Source organism: Blautia sp. DFI.1.216 (assembly GCF_020594215.1).
In the GTDB taxonomy this organism is placed as follows: Bacteria; Bacillota; Clostridia; order Lachnospirales; family Lachnospiraceae; genus Blautia_A; species Blautia_A wexlerae.
Map to the genome: position 1 here is coordinate 16,968 of NZ_JAJDML010000012.1, position 18,819 is coordinate 35,786.

17 protein-coding genes are annotated in these 18,819 nt (G+C 42.4%); 1 reads left to right on the forward strand and 16 read right to left on the reverse strand.

The annotated features are described in order from the left end of the window. Positions 1-140: 140 nt before the first annotated feature. From LJE11_RS06555 to glpK, 12 genes are all read right to left on the reverse strand, one after another. Positions 141-272, reverse strand: a complete 132-nt coding sequence (locus LJE11_RS06555) for a FeoB-associated Cys-rich membrane protein (RefSeq protein WP_008703063.1) — start codon at positions 270-272, stop codon at positions 141-143. Between the two features lie 213 nt (positions 273-485). Further along, positions 486-2,645: a ferrous iron transport protein B gene (gene feoB, locus LJE11_RS06560; RefSeq protein ID WP_118613700.1), complete on the reverse strand. Its 2,160-nt coding sequence runs from the start codon at positions 2,643-2,645 to the stop codon at positions 486-488. Between the two features lie 173 nt (positions 2,646-2,818). Further along, positions 2,819-3,040 carry a FeoA family protein gene (locus LJE11_RS06565; protein ID WP_022380698.1) on the reverse strand — a complete coding sequence of 74 codons (222 nt, stop codon included), beginning with the start codon at positions 3,038-3,040 and terminating at the stop codon, positions 2,819-2,821. Between the two features lie 97 nt (positions 3,041-3,137). Beyond that, entirely contained in the window at positions 3,138-3,347 is a 210-nt protein-coding gene (locus LJE11_RS06570; RefSeq protein WP_008703058.1) for a FeoA family protein, read from the reverse strand. Positions 3,348-3,541: 194 nt separating this feature from the next. Next, the gene (locus LJE11_RS06575; RefSeq protein WP_008703057.1) at positions 3,542-3,817 is read right to left on the reverse strand and encodes a DUF2325 domain-containing protein; all 276 of its coding nucleotides are present in this window, start codon (positions 3,815-3,817) and stop codon (positions 3,542-3,544) included. A gap of 340 nt (positions 3,818-4,157) precedes the next feature. After that, positions 4,158-5,366 (reverse strand): [FeFe] hydrogenase H-cluster maturation GTPase HydF, encoded by a 1,209-nt coding sequence (gene hydF / locus LJE11_RS06580; protein ID WP_008703055.1) that lies wholly within the window; start codon positions 5,364-5,366, stop codon positions 4,158-4,160. 51 nt (positions 5,367-5,417) lie between these two features. Beyond that, complete coding sequence (gene hydG / locus LJE11_RS06585; protein WP_020993890.1) at positions 5,418-6,839, reverse strand: [FeFe] hydrogenase H-cluster radical SAM maturase HydG; 1,422 nt, start codon at positions 6,837-6,839, stop codon at positions 5,418-5,420. A 125-nt stretch (positions 6,840-6,964) separates the two neighbouring features. Next, entirely contained in the window at positions 6,965-8,014 is a 1,050-nt protein-coding gene (gene hydE, locus LJE11_RS06590; protein ID WP_008703051.1) for a [FeFe] hydrogenase H-cluster radical SAM maturase HydE, read from the reverse strand. Positions 8,015-8,029: 15 nt separating this feature from the next. Beyond that, positions 8,030-8,275, reverse strand: coding sequence for a TM1266 family iron-only hydrogenase system putative regulator (locus LJE11_RS06595; protein ID WP_020993889.1), 246 nt, complete (start codon positions 8,273-8,275; stop codon positions 8,030-8,032). Positions 8,276-8,314: 39 nt separating this feature from the next. Then, positions 8,315-9,295 carry a transglutaminase domain-containing protein gene (locus LJE11_RS06600; RefSeq protein WP_008703048.1) on the reverse strand — a complete coding sequence of 327 codons (981 nt, stop codon included), beginning with the start codon at positions 9,293-9,295 and terminating at the stop codon, positions 8,315-8,317. Between the two features lie 215 nt (positions 9,296-9,510). Then, positions 9,511-10,380 (reverse strand): phosphoribosylaminoimidazolesuccinocarboxamide synthase, encoded by an 870-nt coding sequence (locus LJE11_RS06605; protein ID WP_020993888.1) that lies wholly within the window; start codon positions 10,378-10,380, stop codon positions 9,511-9,513. Between the two features lie 179 nt (positions 10,381-10,559). Next, positions 10,560-12,056, reverse strand: coding sequence for a glycerol kinase GlpK (gene glpK, locus LJE11_RS06610; protein ID WP_025577002.1), 1,497 nt, complete (start codon positions 12,054-12,056; stop codon positions 10,560-10,562). Positions 12,057-12,426: 370 nt separating this feature from the next. Between glpK and LJE11_RS06615 the strand changes: the two genes are divergently transcribed. Then, a complete protein-coding gene (locus tag LJE11_RS06615; RefSeq protein ID WP_008703043.1) occupies positions 12,427-12,798 on the forward strand; it encodes a NusG domain II-containing protein in 372 nt (123 codons plus the stop codon). 81 nt (positions 12,799-12,879) lie between these two features. On the opposite strand, the gene spoIVA is transcribed toward LJE11_RS06615, so the two are convergent. From spoIVA to LJE11_RS06635, 4 genes are all read right to left on the reverse strand, one after another. Further along, positions 12,880-14,349, reverse strand: coding sequence for a stage IV sporulation protein A (gene spoIVA, locus LJE11_RS06620; RefSeq protein ID WP_008703041.1), 1,470 nt, complete (start codon positions 14,347-14,349; stop codon positions 12,880-12,882). Between the two features lie 276 nt (positions 14,350-14,625). Continuing rightward, complete coding sequence (locus LJE11_RS06625) at positions 14,626-16,314, reverse strand: [FeFe] hydrogenase, group A (RefSeq protein ID WP_008703039.1); 1,689 nt, start codon at positions 16,312-16,314, stop codon at positions 14,626-14,628. Positions 16,315-16,329: 15 nt separating this feature from the next. Further along, positions 16,330-18,201: an NADH-quinone oxidoreductase subunit NuoF gene (locus LJE11_RS06630; protein WP_008703037.1), complete on the reverse strand. Its 1,872-nt coding sequence runs from the start codon at positions 18,199-18,201 to the stop codon at positions 16,330-16,332. Further along, positions 18,198-18,677 carry a complex I 24 kDa subunit family protein gene (locus LJE11_RS06635; protein ID WP_008703034.1) on the reverse strand — a complete coding sequence of 160 codons (480 nt, stop codon included), beginning with the start codon at positions 18,675-18,677 and terminating at the stop codon, positions 18,198-18,200. The genes LJE11_RS06630 and LJE11_RS06635 overlap by 4 nt, the downstream gene beginning before the upstream one ends. Positions 18,678-18,819: the final 142 nt, after the last annotated feature.

Here is an 18,819-nt window from a genome sequence, read left to right on the forward strand (position 1 = left end):
CTGGTAATTGGGCTCTTTACAATTTTCCTGTCTCTGTAATGCTGCTGCTCCCAAAATCACATCATCCTTCCGCTTGTTAATTTCTGTTTCCTGACATATGGCTGCTGTTTGGCATCAGGTTTCAGTAATATGCCTGATTCTCAATGGCACCCTCTGCAGTGGCTGCAGTCTCCGCCACATGATGACTTGCCGCTTTTTTTGTCTCTGACGATTCCTCTTATGATCAGTCCGACAATTAAAATCAAAATTGCTCCTACAATCAATGTTCCCATAAATGACACCTCCTGCTTTATATCATTATCATACACATATAATCACTATACTGCAATCTGATAATCAGCAGTCCACTAACTGTGAAGATACGTTACTGTTCACTTCGTTCTCAGTAACACGCTCCGCGATGAAAAAGGTATGAAACAGTTGCAATTCTGTTTATCAGAACCCGCACCACCAGATGGGACGCAGGCTCTGATCTTATTACTGTTTTATCTGGCTTTTGCCATACCCTTTACCTTTACATTAAGGCTGCCGCTTTCCTTATAAGGTCTGAACAGCAGATATAAAAATCCGATGATAATTGCGAATGCAACCACTGTCCAGATACCGAAACCGCCGCCTGTAACCAGTGTACCGATCTGATAGATACACAGAGACACAAGATATGCAAGTCCACACTGATATCCGATTGCAAATAAAAACCATTTTGTATTGTTCATCTCTCTCTTGATCGCACCCATAGCTGCGAAGCAAGGAGCACAAAGAAGGTTGAATACCAGGAAGCCGTAAGCTGCGATCGGTGTCATGGCTGCTGCCAGGTTACCCCAGATCTCAGCACCGTCTTCTGCAACTTCTGCGAATCCATAAAGCATACCAAATGTAGCTACTACATTCTCTTTTGCGATCAGACCTGTAACAGCTGCAACTGCCATCTTCCATCCTTCGCCGGCTTTTGTCCAGCCAAGAGGTGCAAAGATCCATGCGATTGCTGTACCGATCTTAGAAAGGATACTCTCGTTAAGTTCTTCAACCATACCGAAGCTTCCGCCTTCCCATCCGAAGCTCATTAAGAACCACAGAATGATTGTTGAAAGAAGGATGATTGTTCCGGCTTTCTTAATGAAGGACCAGCCTCTTTCCCACATACTTCTTAAGATATTGCTGACTGTTGGCCAGTGGTATGCAGGAAGCTCCATAACGAACGGAGCCGGATCACCGGCAAACATTTTTGTTTTCTTTAAGATGATACCGGAGCAGATAATTGCTGCAATACCGACAAAGTAACAACTTGTTGCAACCCATCCGCTGTTTCCGAAGAATGCACCTGCGATCATGGCAATGATCGGAAGTTTAGCTCCGCAGGGAACGAATGTAGTTGTCATGATTGTCATCTTTCTGTCACGGTCATTCTCGATCGTACGGGAAGCCATAACACCTGGAACACCGCATCCACTGCCGATAAGCATTGGAATGAAGGATTTACCTGAAAGACCGAATTTACGGAAAATTCTGTCCATGATGAATGCTACACGAGCCATGTAACCACAGGACTCAAGGAATGCAAGGAATGCAAACAGTACAAGCATCTGAGGTACGAAACCGAGAACAGCTCCCACACCGGCTACAATACCGTCAAGGATCAGTCCCTGTAACCATGCTGCACAGCCAATCGCATTCAGCCCTGATTCAACTGCCGGAGGAATGATCTCACCAAACAGAACATCGTTTGTCCAGTCAGTTACGAAAGCACCAACTGTAGTTACAGATACATAATATACGATAAACATTACAACTGCAAAGATCGGCAGTGCCAGCCATCTGTTGGTAACAATACGGTCGATCTTATCAGATGTGGAAAGCTTATCTTTTCTTGCCTTAGTCACACACTGACCAATGATAGAAGAAATATAAACATATCTCTCATTTGTGATAATACTTTCTGTATCGTCGTCAAACTCATTTTCCATTTCTTTGATCTCGGCAGATACATTTACGGATGTATTCATCTGCTCAATGATCTTGTCATCTCTTTCAAGAAGCTTGATTGCGAAGAATCTCTTCTGTTCTTCCGGTACCACACCGGTCAGTTTATTCTCAACTGCTCCGATGATCTCTTCTGCTTTATCGCAGAATTCATGGACAGGTGTTACTTTCCGGTGGCTCTGGGCAATGGAAACTGCCTTGTTTGCAGCTTCTGTGATTCCAGTTCCCTTCAGAGCAGAAATAGTAACAACTTCACAGCCGAGTTTCTTTTTCAGTTTATCAATATGTATTGTATCACCGTTTTTCTCAACGATATCCATCATGTTGACTGCCATGATGACCGGAATCCCAAGTTCCAGAATCTGTGTTGTAAGATACAGGTTACGTTCAATATTGGTACCATCAACGATATTGATGATCGCATCCGGTTTTTCCTGAAGAATGTAATTTCTTGCAACTACCTCTTCAAGTGTATATGGTGATAAAGAATAAATACCAGGTAAGTCAGTGAGGACCACATCCTTGTGTCCCTTCAGCTTACCCTCTTTTTTCTCGACAGTTACACCTGGCCAGTTACCTACAAACTGATTTGAGCCGGTCAGTGCATTGAATAATGTCGTTTTACCGCAGTTCGGATTACCTGCGAGTGCAATTTTTACTGACATAATCTCTCTCCTCTGATTTCTTGATCACTTTTATTTTGATCGCTTTATCCAATCTTTCTACTGCTGATATCATTTATCATTCTCAACAGTTATTAGTCATCACTAATACTTAACTTTCGTTAACTATTAGACAAGGCTAATTGTTAGAAAGACCTAACATGATGTCAAAAAAATTATTCCACTACAATCATTTCGGCATCTGCTTTACGTAAGGATAATTCATATCCTCTTACAGTTACTTCTACAGGATCTCCCAGAGGTGCAACTTTTCTTACATAAATTTCCACGCCTTTAGTAATTCCCATATCCATGATTCTTCTCTTGACCGGACCTTCACCGGTAAGTTTCTGGACTTTAACGGTCTCTCCAACATGAACTTCTTTTAATGTCTTCAAGTTTCTTTCCCTTCTTTCCCCGGAGCGTGTCTGAAAAATCATTTCCACAATCTATACGCTCTGGAATTTTATTTTTCTTTCAGGAAGAAATTATGGTTCAGACCATAATTTTGCTTGCCATATCTTTTCCAATGGCAACCCTGGATTCTTTAACATTAACGATCAGGCTTCCGTTAATCTCAGAAACAACCGTGACAACTCCTCCTACTACGAAGCCGAGCTCCTCAAGATGTCTCTTCACTTCTTCTTTGCCTCCGATCCTTTTGATTGTAAAAGGTTCACCTGCATTTACCATTGATAACGGCATTTCTTCATCCCTTCCTTTGCATTTAATAAGTGATAAACATTATCTTTATCATGTGGTTAGTGTATTCTAATTTTGGTTAGATGTCAATAACTTTATTGAAATTTTTAATGATAAAGTTTTTCAGTTTAAAACATTAATAATTTTTTTCATTAATTTATCACTATATTATGCAATATATACAAGAAAAGTATTTATCAGCAACGTGCTTCAAGAATACCGTTAAGTGCATTTCCACTGCTGGTATGGCAGCGCACAATATCTGTAGAAGCGCCAACCTCGTCCAGTGCGCATTTTACCATCTTGTGGGATACGGTATTTGTAAAAAGTACCAGAAGATCCGGACATCCTATCTTTTTTCCGAAGTCGGCTTCCATCTGTGTGAAGACTTTGCATTTACATTTATAAGATTTACAGATTTTTTTGTACTGCCCTACCATTCTGTCATGTCCGCCTACGATTACAATACTCATGTATTATCCTCCTTTTGTTCTTTTAGATATATTAATATGGGGATTGGAAAGTATTTATCCCTTGCCTGATAATCGGGCATTGATAATACTTTGGGTATGGTTAACTTTCTCTAACTGTAAGTTAGTATAAACTAACATAGGCTGCTTGTCAATATCTTCATGAAAATTTTGCGAAATTCATCCAAATTGTGAAGCAATTATTTATAAAAAAGAATCCTGCTTGCAGGATTAGCAGGATTAATTTCCTGTAATATAACAATAAAACTGCCATACAGTAATCTAACTGTACAGCAGTCTTTATGTATTTGTTAATATCTGTTATTTTTCGGGATTGGAATCATCATTCCGGCAATGCCACATGATCCAGTATTCCGGTAAGATGTGCGATGGTTATCCCGTAATTGGTCACAGGTACCTGTTGCTTCTTTGCCCTGTCGATGCGGTACATCACATATTTCCGGTTAAACATACATGCTCCGCACTGGATGATCAGATCATATCCGGTAAGGTCATCCGGAAAATCGGTTCCGCTTACCAGATCTACCTGCAGGTTTTCTCCAAATCGTTTTTTCAGCATCCGGGGAATTTTCACTCTGCCAATATCCTCTTTCAGAGGTGCATGTGTGCAGCATTCGGCAATCAGTACATGAGAAGTTTCTTTCAGACTGTCAATTGCTTTTGCTCCCTCTATGTAGTAAGAAAGATCTCCCTTGTATGCCGCAAACAGTACAGAAAAGGAAGTAAGCATGCTCTCTTTTGGTTTGTTCTCATAGATGTATGGGAACACCTGAGAATCTGTGATGATCAGCTTCGGTGGTCTGGAAAGAGTCTGCAATGCAGCCGGATACCGGTCAGTAGTTACACTCATTATGAGACATCTTTTATCCAGCAGTTCTCGTAGAGTCTGTACCTGGGGCAGGATCAGCCGTCCCTTTGGTGCCTGGATATCCTGTGGCATTACAAGGAGTACCAGATCATCTTTGGAAACCAGATTCCCGGTGATCATTCTGTTACCGTAGCCTTCCGGGATTTTTTCTGCCAGAAGCTCTTTTAATTTCCGGATTCCCTCTCCCGTTTCAGAACTGACAGGACAGACCGTTTCTCCTGTATTTTTCTGAATCATCTGAATCAGATATTCTTTTTGTTCCTGTGTATATAGATCAGCTTTACCAAGCACCGGAATTACCGGTGTCTGCCGTTTCTTAAAATAGTTATACCATTTTAATTCCTGTACCATTTCATCCTCGCAGAAAAGGATGATCGCCAGTTCAGTTTTCTGTGCAGCCAGACTGGTTTTTTCTATTCGTAATGCACCCAGTTCTCCTTCATCATCAAATCCTGCCGTATCGATGATGATACAGGGACCAAGAGGATAGATTTCCATTGGTTTATATACAGGATCTGTGGTAGTTCCGGCAACATCCGCAACAATCGATACTTTCTGTCCGGAAAAAGTATTGATAAATGAGGATTTTCCACTGTTGGTTTTGCCAAAGATTCCGATATGCAGACGGTTTCCGGAAGGTGTTTCGTTCAATGTCACTGCCATATTAATCCCTTCTTTCAGGTGTTGTATTGATCGTTAAAAGTGCAGAGAATGTCAGAATCGGAAATCTCTCTGTCCGTTTACAATATCTGCAAGGTGTTCCTCTGTGAGTTTCCTTATCTTTTCGCCCGGGATATTTTCCAGTTCTTTTTGAATCAGCTCCAGTCCGACTTTTTTCGTCTCAGGGCTTGCATAATCCTGGAGATATTCCATCAATGTCATCAGCGCATTGGGATGGCAGCAGTTGGAAATCTGTTTACTTTTGCACAAAGACATAAAACGGTCACCTGTTCTTCCTGCTCTGTAACAGGCAGTACAGAAGCTTGGGATATCTCCCATACCCATCAGCCAGTTAACGATTTCATCCAGAGATCTCTGGTCACTGACGTCAAATTGTGCAGATGTCACTTCATCTTCTGTTTCAGGAACATCATACCCGCCAACACTTGTCCTGGAGGCACCGCTGATCTGAGAAACTCCCAGAGGAAGTACTTTTTCACGAACTGCTTTACTTTCTCTTGTGGAAATGATCATTCCCGTATATGGCACAGCAATCCGGATCAGTGCACAGATTTTGGCAAAAATTTCATCACTGATACTGTTATCAAAAGCAGAAGGATCAATATCATCCGCATGTTTGATACGAGGCACACTGATAGTATGAGGACCTACTCCATGAACTGCCTCAAGATGTTCCGCATGCATCAGAAGCCCGGCAAACTCATACCTGTAAAGTTCAAGACCAAATAATACACCCAGTCCTACGTCATCAATGCCGCCTTCCATTGCGCGGTCCATTGCTTCTGTATGATAGGCATAGTTATGTTTCGGACCTGTTGGATGAAGTGTTTCGTAACTTTCTTTATGATAAGTCTCCTGAAAAAGAATGTAGGTACCGATTCCTGCATCTTTTAATTTCCTGTAATTTTCCACAGTTGTGGCCGCAATATTTACATTGACACGTCGGATGGCACCGTTCTTATGTTTAATGCTGTAGATTGTCTGGATGCATTCCAGAATGTACTCAATGGGATTATTGATCGGATCCTCTCCGGCTTCAATAGCAAGACGTTTATGTCCCATATCCTGAAGAGCAGTTACTTCTTTTACAATTTCTTCCTGAGTAAGTTTTTTGCGGGCAATATGCTGATTTTTCTTATGATACGGACAGTACACACAGCCGTTTACGCAATAGTTGGAAAGATACAGAGGGGCAAACAGAACGATTCTGTTTCCGTAGAATTCTTTCTTGATCTCCGCTGCCAGATCATACATCTCCTGAATCTTCTCAGGAATGGGACAGGCAAGAAGGACAGAGGCTTCTCTGTGGGTAAGTCCTTTACATTCTTTTGCCTTCGCAAGGATCTGGTCGATCAGCGCCACATTTTCTTTGTTTGCATCTGCATATGCAAGGGTTTCTCTGATCTCTTCGTCGGAAATAAATTCCTCTGCTTTTAATGATTTTGGATTATACATAGATTTGTTTCCTTTCTTTTCGGTCAGGGGCTTCCTTATCTGCCGCTTTCCGATTAGTTTTTTCTATATTCAGTTTTATGTTCCGCTTATCGCGGATGCTTAAGTTATTCAGGAGTGAACTGCAGTCATGCTTTATAATCGCCTCTGTCTGTCACTACTTCATAACCAATGCTCTTCATACGTGCTGCCATACAGGCTTTGCATTCAGCAGCTTCATCACCTGTACAGATCTTATTATCATAAAGGGTATACTTATCCCGGACATTGACCGGTGATAAATTGGGCATTACTACATTGGCCCCTGCCAAAATTCCCTTCTCTCTGCCCTTGGGGTCTATGGTTCCAAGGGCTGTTGTTGCCGGAAGAAGTGCGTGTGGGTGGATCAGGCGGATAATTGACAATAATCGCAGAGTCTGCTCCAGAGTTCCGGGTAATTCTTTAGCAAACGGGGTGTCTTTGTGAGGAATAAACGGTCCGATTCCTATCATTTCAGGCTTTAATTCCTTAATAAATAAAAAATCGCGGTAAAGTGTATCTACAGTTTGTCCCGGAGATCCTACCATGAATCCACATCCGGTTTGATATCCTATTTTCTTCAGGTTTTTCAGACAATTTTTTCTGAAAACCAGGGACATCTGTTCCGGGTGAAGTTTTTTGTAATGATCTTCATCTGCTGTCTCATGACGCAAGAGATATCTGTCAGCGCCTGCATTAAAATATGCCTGATAGCTTTCTTCACTCTTTTCTCCAATAGAAAGAGTCACTGCACAGTCAGGGTATATTTCTTTAATCGTGCGGACAATCTGACAAATATGTTCATCTGTGAAATGCGGATCTTCCCCGCCCTGCAGAACAAAAGTCCGAAAACCAAGATTCCATCCTGTTTCACAGCAGGACAAAATCTGTTCCAAAGAAAGCCGGTATCTGTCTGCATCCGTATTTGAACAGCGTATACCACAATAATAACAATTGTTCTTGCAGTAATTTGTAAATTCGATCAGACCACGGACATAAATTTTATTTCCATAAATTGCTTTTGCGGTCTGTTGTGCTCTTCTTCGTAGTTCTTCCGTTACCAGTGGATTCTGTGTATGTAAAATCATTTCCAGTTCTTCTCTGGTAATATTCTGTGTCTCCTGAATGTGTTCAGGTATCTGCAACTCTGCTGATGCCATATATTTTCATTTCCTCTAAGCTTTCGAATAGACTGTTTTTGCTGAAACCCCTGCCAGCCGGCCAATTTTTCCGGTCAGTGCATTGATTATATCCAGAGGTGCATCTATTGCCACACTGATAATGCTTATCCCTCTCTGCCTGTAAGGAATCCCCATTCTGCCGATGATATAAATGCCATATTCATGAAGAATCCTGTTCAGACATTCTACAGAATCTGAATTCTCTACTATAATACTGATCACTGCAATTCTGCTTTCCATAGAAACACCTCTCATATAATTAGTCAACTTATCTGCACATTAGAATTTACAAAAGTTAACAACTCTTAGGATCTGGTGACTGATCGGGTAATAATCATAACCATAAACCCCTGTCATCCAACCGGCATACTGCGCTTCCGGATCATAATAAAGACCATTGATTTCTACCCAGCAATGACGGGTGAAGCCATCTGCCGCTCCATCTCTGCTTCCCGGTACCCGGCCACAGATCATATACGGTGTATATCCTATTTCTCTTGCAAGAGCAGCAAAAATACAGGAAAATCCATAACAGTTGCCATATCCTGTACGAAACATCCTCAATGCCTCACTGCGCGCCCAGCCACTCTGGTAAATGTTAGGATCCGGACCACCATAGTAAAATCCTCCGTAAACAACATATTTCCAACATGCATAAAGCTTCTGGCTCTGACTCATACCTGAATTTGTGATTGACGATACAATCTGCATCACACGCATTTTCAGCAGAGCATTATAATCTTTTCTTGCAGCACCGGAATTGGTAAAATAAAGCTGGCCGTTCTGTCTGGATTTCTTCTGATACAGCCTTCCTTTTGGATCCGCATAATACAGATTATTCTTATAGATAAAATATCCAATGCTGGCACGGCCGTGTTCTGTCCTTATATGATAAATATTGGATCCGGATTTTACAATTTTATTCTGTTTATTCTCAAATAAACGTCCTTTCTCATCAAAAACATAAACTACATTGTTGATACGCTGTCCTCCCCGCACAGCATTTCCATTTGCGCCAAAATAATACTTATAGCCATTATATCTCTTCCATTTGTTCTTAACCATTTTTCCCTTATAATAATAGTAAATCTTGTTTCCCTTTGTAACCAGTTCTCTTATGGGAACCGGAGATGGCGTCGGGGATACCCCGGGCTGCTCTGTAACAGGAATATCACTTTCCGCAGCCTGTACACCAAATACCGGCATAGCTAAAACAGCAACTGCCATTATGATAAAAAGCAACTTTTTCAATGTTTTCATAAACCTTTTTCTCCTTACACATTTTCATAATCTCAGAAACAAAAATATAACTACACACCATGACTACAATCCTGTCTCTTCCATTACCTTCTTCACTTTAGTGTAACAAAAAATTTATCTGATTTCCACACTTTTGTGGCATTTTATCAAAAAATACTGCTGTCCGAACTTTTATCAATGTTTCGAACAGCAGTATCTGCTATATCTCTGAATTATTATAATTTCTTACCTGTAAGCATTTCATAACCCTGAAGATATTTTCCGATTGTCTTATCTACAATATCCTGCGGAAGTGTCCAGTCATTGTCCGGATTTGCTTTCAGCCAGTCACGTGCAAACTGTTTGTCAAAGGATGGCTGGCCATGTCCCGGTTCATATCCTTCAGCAGGCCAGAAACGGGAGCTGTCCGGTGTGAGCATCTCATCACCGATCACCATGTTTCCATCTTTATCCAGACCAAATTCAAATTTGGTATCTGCGATGATGATTCCCTTGCTTAATGCGTATTCCGCACATTTCTTATAAAGTGCAATTGTATTATCACGAAGTTTTGCAGCTAATTCCTCTCCTCTGCCCGGGAAATATTTCTCAAGGTGAGCGATACTCTGCTCATAGGAGATATTTTCGTCATGATCACCAATCTCAGCCTTTGTGGACGGAGTATAAATTGGCTCAGGAAGCTTGTCGGATTCCTTCAGGCCTTCCGGTAATTCAATACCGCAGACTTTACCTGTCTTTTTGTAGCTTTCCCATCCGCTTCCTGTAATATATCCACGCACAATACACTCGATAGGTAGCATTTCAAGCTTACGGCACATCATGCTGTTTCCGTCAAATTTCTCCTGCTGGAAAAATTCAGGCATGTCTTTTACATCTACAGAAATCATGTGGTTCGGCAGAATGTCTTCTGTCATGTCAAACCAGAACTTGGACATCTGAGTCAGTACAGTTCCCTTCTTGGTTACCTGATTGTTCAGGATAACATCAAAGCAGCTGATGCGGTCTGTCGCAACCATGATCAGGCTGTCACCGTTGTCATAAATCTCACGTACTTTACCTTCTTTGATTGGTTTCATTTCCTGCATTTTTTCGCACCTCAATATTCGTTATGTAATTTGTAAAACTTCAAAATCATCGGCCTTTGCCGAAATTACTGTATTACCGTACCACTATCTCTGTAAGATTGTCAATACACTGAATTTTATTTAGCTTTGCTGATAAAATGTAAGCAAATATGAATTCCACTTCATATCCTGAAATGGCTTTATTCATCCTTCGCCCATCCGTAAGAATATTTCACAGCTTTATTCCATCCTTTAATCTTTTGCTCTCTTGTTTCTTCGGTGATAGACGGGTAGAATTTCTGGTCAATGGACCAATTGTGGCGCACTTCTTCTTTACTGCTCCAGTAGCCTACTGCCAGACCTGCCAGATAAGCAGCCCCCATTGCAGTTGTCTCAACACAGCATGGACGGTTGACCGGTGCATTGATAATATCTGCCTGTGTCTGCATCAGGAAATTGTTGGCACTGGCTCCGCCATCAACTTTTAATGCCGCCAGATTAATGCCTGAATCTGCTTTCATGGCATTTAGTACGTCATTTACCTGATAGGCAATAGATTCCAGCGTTGCGCGGATAATATGATATTTGTTCACACCGCGGGTAATTCCTACGATCGTACCTCTCGCATACTGATCCCAGTGGGGAGCTCCCAGTCCTGTAAAGGCCGGCACAACATAACATCCATGTGTATCTGATACTTTATTTGCCATATACTCGGAATCTTCAGAGGAATCAATTACCTTTAATTCATCTCGCAGCCACTGGATAGCTGCACCTGCAACAAAAATTGATCCTTCCAGTGCATAGGTTACCTTTCCGTCCAATCCCCACGCAATCGTAGTAACCAGTCCGTTCTTTGAAAAGACAGGTTTCTCTCCTGTATTCATCAGAAGAAAACATCCCGTGCCATAAGTATTTTTTGCTTCTCCGGCATTAAAGCAGGTCTGGCCAAACAAAGCAGCCTGCTGATCACCTGCTGCACCTGCAATAGGGATAGCACCGCCAAGGACTGCCGGATCTGCTTTTCCATAAATACAGCTGGATGGCATTGGTTTGGGAAGCATGGACTTTGGAATGTCAAGTTCATTCAAAATTTCCTGATCCCACTGTAAAGTATTGATATTAAAAAGCATGGTTCTGGATGCATTGGAATAATCTGTAACATGGACTCTGCCCTTTGTCAGTTTCCAGATCAGCCAGGTTTCCACAGTTCCAAACAAAAGCTGCCCTTTCTGCGCTTTCTCTCTGGCTCCTTCTACATTGTCCAGAATCCACTTTATTTTTGTTGCAGAGAAATAAGCATCGATCACAAGCCCTGTTTTCTCCCTGAATTTCTCAGTCAGTCCTCTGGCTTTCAGCGAGTCGCAGTATTCCGATGTTCTGCGACACTGCCATACGATCGCATGATAGACAGGTACGCCGGTATTTTTATCCCATACGATTGCAGTTTCTCTCTGGTTTGTGATTCCGATCGCAGCGATCTTTGAAGCATCTGCTCCGATCTTGGTCATTGCCTCTACTGCCACACCCAGCATACTGGCCCATATCTCATCTGCATCATGTTCTACCCAGCCCGGTTTCGGGAAATACTGGGTAAATTCTCTCTGTGCAACACTTAAACGTTCTCCCTTTTCATTAAACAGGATACAGCGGTTGCTGGTCGTCCCGGCATCCAGTGCCATAATATATTTTCCCATAAAAGATTTCCTCCGTTCTCTTTCAATGTACTCTCGGAATCTTTTTGTACTTGATTTTGTGAGAAGATTTTTTGTTAGATGTGCCCAAATTTTTGAGGCGTACGCGGTGCGTACGTTGATAAAATTCGGGTGCAGCTAACAAAAAATCAGCCGCAAAAGCAAGTGCAATAAAGACTCCGAGAGTACATTTTATTATTATAACCATACCACAAACATCTGAAGGTTGCTATTCTTTTTTATTCATGTTATGATGCAGACAAAACAAACCTGTTATTGTTCACTCCGTTCTCAGCAATACGCTTTGCAGGATATTATCAGTGAACAGTAACACAAACCTTACTGCTATTATAGAAAGATGGAGTACAATATTTTGAAGAAAAAAGAATTTATTTTTATAGGTGGTATCCTTATTCTTGCACTTGCGATGTGGGGAGGAATGTCTCTTATAAATAAGGGCAGTCATGGTTCCATCCGCATTACTGTAGACGGAAAAGAATATGGAACTTATTCTCTGGAAAAGGATCAGACGATTAAAATCAACGATACAAATGTCTGTGAGATCAAAGACGGTCAGGCACGTATGATCTCTGCACAATGCCCCGATCATCTGTGTATGAAACAGAAGGCAATCGATGAAAAAGGAGGCACCATCGTATGCCTCCCTAATAAAGTCGTTATTGAAGGGGAAAAAAGTACTGACAGTAAAAAAACTGACGAACCGGTAATTGACGCAGTAACCTGAGCTCTCCGTTGCCTGTAACTGAATAACTGTTTCACAGTTCGGCTAAAAAGCAAAATTAAAAGGAACCATATTATACGGCAGCTATATGATGATACACACCAGCCCGCCCTTACTGTCATTGACAATTTTCTGCATGGTATCCTGAAGCTTTACCTGGCTTTCTTCGCTGATAGCTGCAATCTTGCTTCGGATGCCATCCTGTACCAGCTGCTCAATGGATTTACCGAAAATATTAGTCTCCCAGATACTCTCCCCCCTCTGGCTGCCTTCGTCAATATACTGGATCAGATCCTTTGCCTGCTGTTCTGTTCCCACTATGGGAGCAATTTCAGTTTCTATATTTGCCTTTATCATATGGATAGACGGACTCTTTGATTTTATCTTTACTCCATATTTATTTCCCTGTCGGATCACTTCAGGCTGTGCGATCTCAATCTCATCCAGATTCGGGACAACCACACCATAACCGGTTCCACGCACTGCTTCCAGTGCAGCCTGCACTTTTACATATTCCTCTTTCATATGTACCAGTTCCTGCATTGTATGGATCAGTTCATATTCACTCTCCATTTCGATTCCACTCATCTGACTGAGCATCCTGTAATAATATTCTTCCTTTATGCGTATTCTTACCTTTACTGTTCCATCGGATAAGCCTACATCTTCCAGAAGGGAATCCTGTACATAAGGTCCGGATAATTTTACAGATTCCTTTGTGATATCACGTATATGCTGCATACTTTTCATTTTATCCCTGATCTGTGAAAGGATCTGCTGTTTTAATTCATGCTCCAGGGGAAGCATTTCTACCCAGCGCGGAATAAAAAACTGAATCTGACTGACAGGAAATTCATATAAAACCTTCTCCAGAATCCTGGCAATATCTTCTTTTCTCAATTGGTCACAGTTTACAGTCAGAGCAGTTACCTTATATTTCTGTTGGATTTCTTCCGCTGTTTTCAGAGCCGCATCTTTATATGGCATCTGCGAATTTACCAGCACGATAAATGGTTTCTGCTGTTTTTTCAGTTCCTGAATAGTCTTCTCTTCTGCCTCCGGAAAATTGTCTCTGGGAAGTTCACCGAAACTTCCGTCAGTTGTGACCACAATACCTATTGTGGAATGCTCCTGAATTACTTTCTGTGTTCCGATGCGTGCGGCCTCGCGAAATGGGATTGCCTGCTCAAACCAGGGAGTTTTTACCATTCGTTCTTTCCCGTCCTCCGTCTGCCCGGATGCACCCTTTACCAGAAAACCCACACTGTCGATCAGGCGGATCTTTACCTGCTGATCTTCTCCGAGAGTGATGGGAACTGCTTCTTTGGGAATAAATTTTGTTTCTGCTGTGGTAATGATTTTGCCTGATCCGCTTAAAGGAAGCTGATCTCTGATCTCTGCCTGCTTTGTATCTGACATCTGCGGCAATGCAACAAGTTCCATGAATCTGCGGATAAATGTAGATTTTCCTGTGCGGACAGGTCCTACGACCCCTATGTATATATCTCCCCCTGTACGGGCCTGGATATCACGATACACCTGAAAATTTTCCATAAAAATAGCCCCCTTGCATATTTACACATAACCTTCATGTATTGTTATAAAATATGCAAGGAAGCTTTAAAATATTCTATTTATCATTTGGATATATTGTTACTGTTCACACACCACTATCCCGCGAGGTGTTTTGGCATGAATATGCCAAAATCCCGAGACATACAAGCCAAAATTCTATTGCCGCAGGCAATCTGGAATGAATTTTGGCTACGTTACTGTGAACGGAGTGAACAGTAATGACATATTGTTACTGTCAGGTATCACAGATGTTCCTTAATAGGAATCATTGTGAAGCAGATGATGCTCTTTGCCTTTCAGAAGTCCGTTGTAAAGTTCCAGAACTAACGGGTTTTCATCGGATTTCTTAATGATAGTTGTATTATCTGCATTATACAGGCCCTTAGCTCTCAGAGCTTTGGTTCTGTCGCCGGATCTTGTCGGCTGTCCGCCACCCATGATACATCCGCGGCGGCATGCCATGATCTCGATCAGATGATATTCTTTCTCACCATTCTTAACCTGTTCCATAACGGTTCTTGCATTTGCAAGGCCGCTGGCAACACAGATATTAAGGTTCATTCCTTCATAAGGAACTGTAAATTCCTTGATTCCCTCATCTCCACGAACACCGCATTCTGCGATCTCATGCATGGTTTCTTTGCTGTGATCCGGAGTCAGGCGGCGGAGAACTGCTTCTGTAACACCTCCTGTAACACCGAAGATAACACCACCACCGGAGCCGAAGCCAAACGGCATATCACAGGCTTCCGGATCAAGAGTTGCAAAGTCAAGACCAAAGTTATCGATCATGCGGAGCAGCTCTGTAGTTGTAATAACGATATCTGTATCCTGTTCACCGTCTGTGAAGCTGTTCGGACGAACTGCTTCTGCCTTCTTGGCTGTACATGGCATAATAGAGATCATAACTGTTTTCTTGCCGCCGGCATGTTCCGGATCGCGGAAGTACTCTTTGATTACTGCTGAGAGCATTCCCTGTGGAGAACGGCAGGTAGAAAGATTAGGAATATACTCCTTGTACTGGTCTGTGATAAACTTCACCCATGCAGGACAGCAGGAAGTAAGAAGCGGAAGTTTCTCACCCTTCTTAATTCTGTCAAGGAACTCGGCACTCTCTTCCATAATAGTAAGGTCAGCACTGAATGAAGTATCATAAACTTCATCGAATCCCATTCTGTGGAGAGCATTGACAATCTTACCCATAACACTCTTGCCTTTGGTCAGTCCATAATGATCACCTACTGCGACACGTACTGCAGGAGCAATCTGAGCAACTACACGTATATTCGGATCAGCAAGTGCTTCCCATGCCTCGTCCATATGTGTCTTGATCGCAATAGCACCTGTTGGGCAATATACACGACACTGACCGCAGTTTACGCATTCTGTCTCTGCGATTTTTTTGTTAAATGCAGGCATTACCATGGCCTCAGTTCCCCGGAATGCAAATCCTAAAGCTCCGATTCCCTGAAGTTCTTCGCAGGCACGTACGCAGTTACCACACAGAATACATTTGTTTGGATCACGAACCAGAGAAGGAGAACTTGTATCCAACTCATGATATTCCCTGGTATTTTTGAAACGGATTGTCTGTACGCCCAGCCTGTGTGCCAGTTCCTGAAGGACACACTCACCACTCTTAACACAGGTTGTACAGTCACGACAATGTGCTGCAAGCAATAATTCTACAATTAGTTTTCTGTATTTCTTGACTCTTCCGGAATTGGTATAGATCACCATTCCATCTCTTGGCTGTTCAGAACATGAGGCAAATGTTTTTCCCCTCTCGTCTTCAACTGTACATAAACGACAGGCACCAAAAGTGGATACCTCTGAGTGGTAGCACAGTGTCGGAATATTGATCCCTGCCTTGCGGATGACAGACAGGACATTTTTTTCATCGGTAAATTCTACCTTTCTACCGTCAATTATCATATGGCCCATAGTGTATCCTCCCTTCTATGCTTCCACATATACTGCATCAAAGTTACAGTTGTCCTTACATGCACCGCATTTGATACAGATGTCGTTATCAATGTGATATGGATGTTTGATCTTACCTGAGATTGCACCTGCCGGACAGTTCTTTGCACATTTACCGCAGCCGATACAGAACTCAGGGTTGATGTGGAACTGACGAAGAGCAGTACATACTTTTGCACGGCATTTCTTATCGCGGATATGTTCCTCATATTCATTGCGGAAGCGTTTGAGAGTACTGATAACAGGAAGAGGTGCACTCTTGCCAAGTCCGCACAGAGCCATGTTCTGAACCATATTTGCAAGCTCTTCCAGCTCATCCAGATCGGACATCTCACCCTTGCCATCTACGATCCTCTCCAGGATCTCCAGCATACGTTTGGTACCCTCACGGCACGGTACACATTTACCGCAACTCTCACGCTGGGTGAAGTTCATAAAGAATCTGGCAACCTCAACCATACAGGTATTCTCGTCCATAACTACCAGACCACCGGATCCCATAATCGCATCTAATTTTTTGACAGAATCAAAATCAAGAGGTGCATCCAGCTGGTCAAGGATCAGACATCCGCCGGACGGACCGCCGATCTGGACACCTTTAAATGCGGCGCCACTCTTTAAGCCACCACCGATATCATAGATAATGTGGCGGAGTGTGGTTCCCATAGGAACCTCTATCAGACCGGTATTCTCGATAGAACCGGTCAGTGAGAAGGTTTTAGTTCCGGGGCTTCCCTCTGTACCGATGGTGCGGAACCAGTCTGCTCCCTGAAGAATAATCTTCGGTACATTAGCATAGGTTTCTACATTATTAAGAACTGTAGGCTTACCCCACAGACCTTTCTCTACTGTACGGGGCGGTTTTACACGAGGCATACCTCTGTTACCCTCGATAGATGCGGTAAGTGCCGAACCTTCTCCACATACGAAAGCTCCGGCACCTCTGTTGATATGTAAATGGAAGTTTACACCGGAATTTAAAATATTATCACCTAACAGGCCATATTTTTCTGCCTGTTCAATCGCCATCCTAAGTCTCTTTACAGAAAGAGGATACTCTGCACGAACATAAATATATCCATTCTCCGCACCGACTGCGTAGGCTGCAATAGTCATACCTTCGATCATCTTATATGGATCACCTTCCATGACGGAACCATCCATAAATGCACCGGGATCACCCTCATCACCATTACATACAACATAGCGGGTTTTCTCTGCCTGGCGTGCAACCTGAGACCATTTCTTGCCTGCCGGGAATCCTGCACCGCCACGACCGCGAAGCCCGGATTTAGTTACTTCATCAATAACTTCCTGCGGGGACATGCTTCCCATCACTTTTGCAAGTGCCTGATAGCCTCCCACAGCAATATACTCTTCAATAGATTCCGCATCAATTTTTCCGCAGTTTTCAAGGACGATACGTGTTTGTTGATTTAAGAAAGGAATATCATCAGGATGTGGACAGACTGTATTATTATCACGATAAAACAGCCTCTCTACAGGTTTCCCTTCCAATATAGTTCTCTCCACAATTTCCTTACAGTCTTCTGGCTGTACGTGAACATACTGATAATCATATGGTTCAATTCTCATCAGAGGTCCAAGTTCACATAAGCCCTGGCACCCTGTCTTGATCACGCCTACATGAGGCACATCCTTCTGCATTTCAACTGTTACTCCATCAATTCTCTCACAGAGTACTGACATCTCTTCATAAATCTTCTGCGCTCCGGATGCGATACATCCGGTACCTGAACAGACAAGAACGCGGCAGGTATAAGATTTAATCTGCTCATTTACTTCAGCCTGCTTATTTAACAGGTCTTCTTTACTCTTAATACTCATACGCACTCTCCTCTCAGTTTATTCAAAAGTTCTACAGCTTTCTCAGGAGTCATCTTCGGATGTACTTCATCATTGACAGTCAGTGTGGGGGCAAGTCCACATGCACCCAGACAGGATACTGTTTCTACGGTAAAAAGCATGTCATCTGTAGTGTGTTTCTTGTTGCTCAGTCCAAGTTCCTTCATCAAAGCCTCTTTTACAGGCATGGATTTTCTCACATGACAGGCTGTTCCGTCACACACTTTAATGACATATTTCCCTTTCGGCTCAAAAGAAAAATTCTCATAGAATGTGGCTACACTGTAGGCCTTGGCTTCTTTTACTCCGATTTCTTTCGCTACATAAGTCAGCAATTCTCCCGGCAGGTAACGATATTCCGCCTGAATATCCTGCATGATCGGAATCAGCGATGCTGCTGTACGTCCGTAGTGCTCGATGATCTCATCCGCTTTTCTGTAATAAGACTGGTCTAACATTCGGTTCCCTCCTTAAATAGTAATTTTGATACATCGGTTTTAATATAGTACCGATATATCGATTCCCACGCAGCTTTAGTTATTTTCAACATATGTGCTGTTGATATTATACATTATATAGTTGTTTTGCACAATATCATTT

What these genes read in the sequence shown, in the direction of transcription:
- LJE11_RS06555 (WP_008703063.1), bottom strand. Translation starts at nt 272, where the DNA reads ATGGGAACATTGATTGTAGGAGCAATTTTGATTTTAATTGTCGGACTG.
- LJE11_RS06625 (WP_008703039.1), bottom strand. Translation starts at nt 16,314, where the DNA reads ATGGGCCATATGATAATTGACGGTAGAAAGGTAGAATTTACCGATGAA.
- hydG (WP_020993890.1), bottom strand. Translation starts at nt 6,839, where the DNA reads ATGTATAATCCAAAATCATTAAAAGCAGAGGAATTTATTTCCGACGAA.
- LJE11_RS06570 (WP_008703058.1), bottom strand. Translation starts at nt 3,347, where the DNA reads ATGCCGTTATCAATGGTAAATGCAGGTGAACCTTTTACAATCAAAAGG.
- LJE11_RS06600 (WP_008703048.1), bottom strand. Translation starts at nt 9,295, where the DNA reads ATGAAAACATTGAAAAAGTTGCTTTTTATCATAATGGCAGTTGCTGTT.
- LJE11_RS06595 (WP_020993889.1), bottom strand. Translation starts at nt 8,275, where the DNA reads ATGGAAAGCAGAATTGCAGTGATCAGTATTATAGTAGAGAATTCAGAT.
- LJE11_RS06635 (WP_008703034.1), bottom strand. Translation starts at nt 18,677, where the DNA reads ATGTTAGACCAGTCTTATTACAGAAAAGCGGATGAGATCATCGAGCAC.
- LJE11_RS06605 (WP_020993888.1), bottom strand. Translation starts at nt 10,380, where the DNA reads ATGCAGGAAATGAAACCAATCAAAGAAGGTAAAGTACGTGAGATTTAT.
- LJE11_RS06575 (WP_008703057.1), bottom strand. Translation starts at nt 3,817, where the DNA reads ATGAGTATTGTAATCGTAGGCGGACATGACAGAATGGTAGGGCAGTAC.
- feoB (WP_118613700.1), bottom strand. Translation starts at nt 2,645, where the DNA reads ATGTCAGTAAAAATTGCACTCGCAGGTAATCCGAACTGCGGTAAAACG.
- hydF (WP_008703055.1), bottom strand. Translation starts at nt 5,366, where the DNA reads ATGGCAGTGACATTGAACGAAACACCTTCCGGAAACCGTCTGCATATC.
- spoIVA (WP_008703041.1), bottom strand. Translation starts at nt 14,349, where the DNA reads ATGGAAAATTTTCAGGTGTATCGTGATATCCAGGCCCGTACAGGGGGA.
- LJE11_RS06630 (WP_008703037.1), bottom strand. Translation starts at nt 18,201, where the DNA reads ATGAGTATTAAGAGTAAAGAAGACCTGTTAAATAAGCAGGCTGAAGTA.
- glpK (WP_025577002.1), bottom strand. Translation starts at nt 12,056, where the DNA reads ATGGGAAAATATATTATGGCACTGGATGCCGGGACGACCAGCAACCGC.
- hydE (WP_008703051.1), bottom strand. Translation starts at nt 8,014, where the DNA reads ATGGCATCAGCAGAGTTGCAGATACCTGAACACATTCAGGAGACACAG.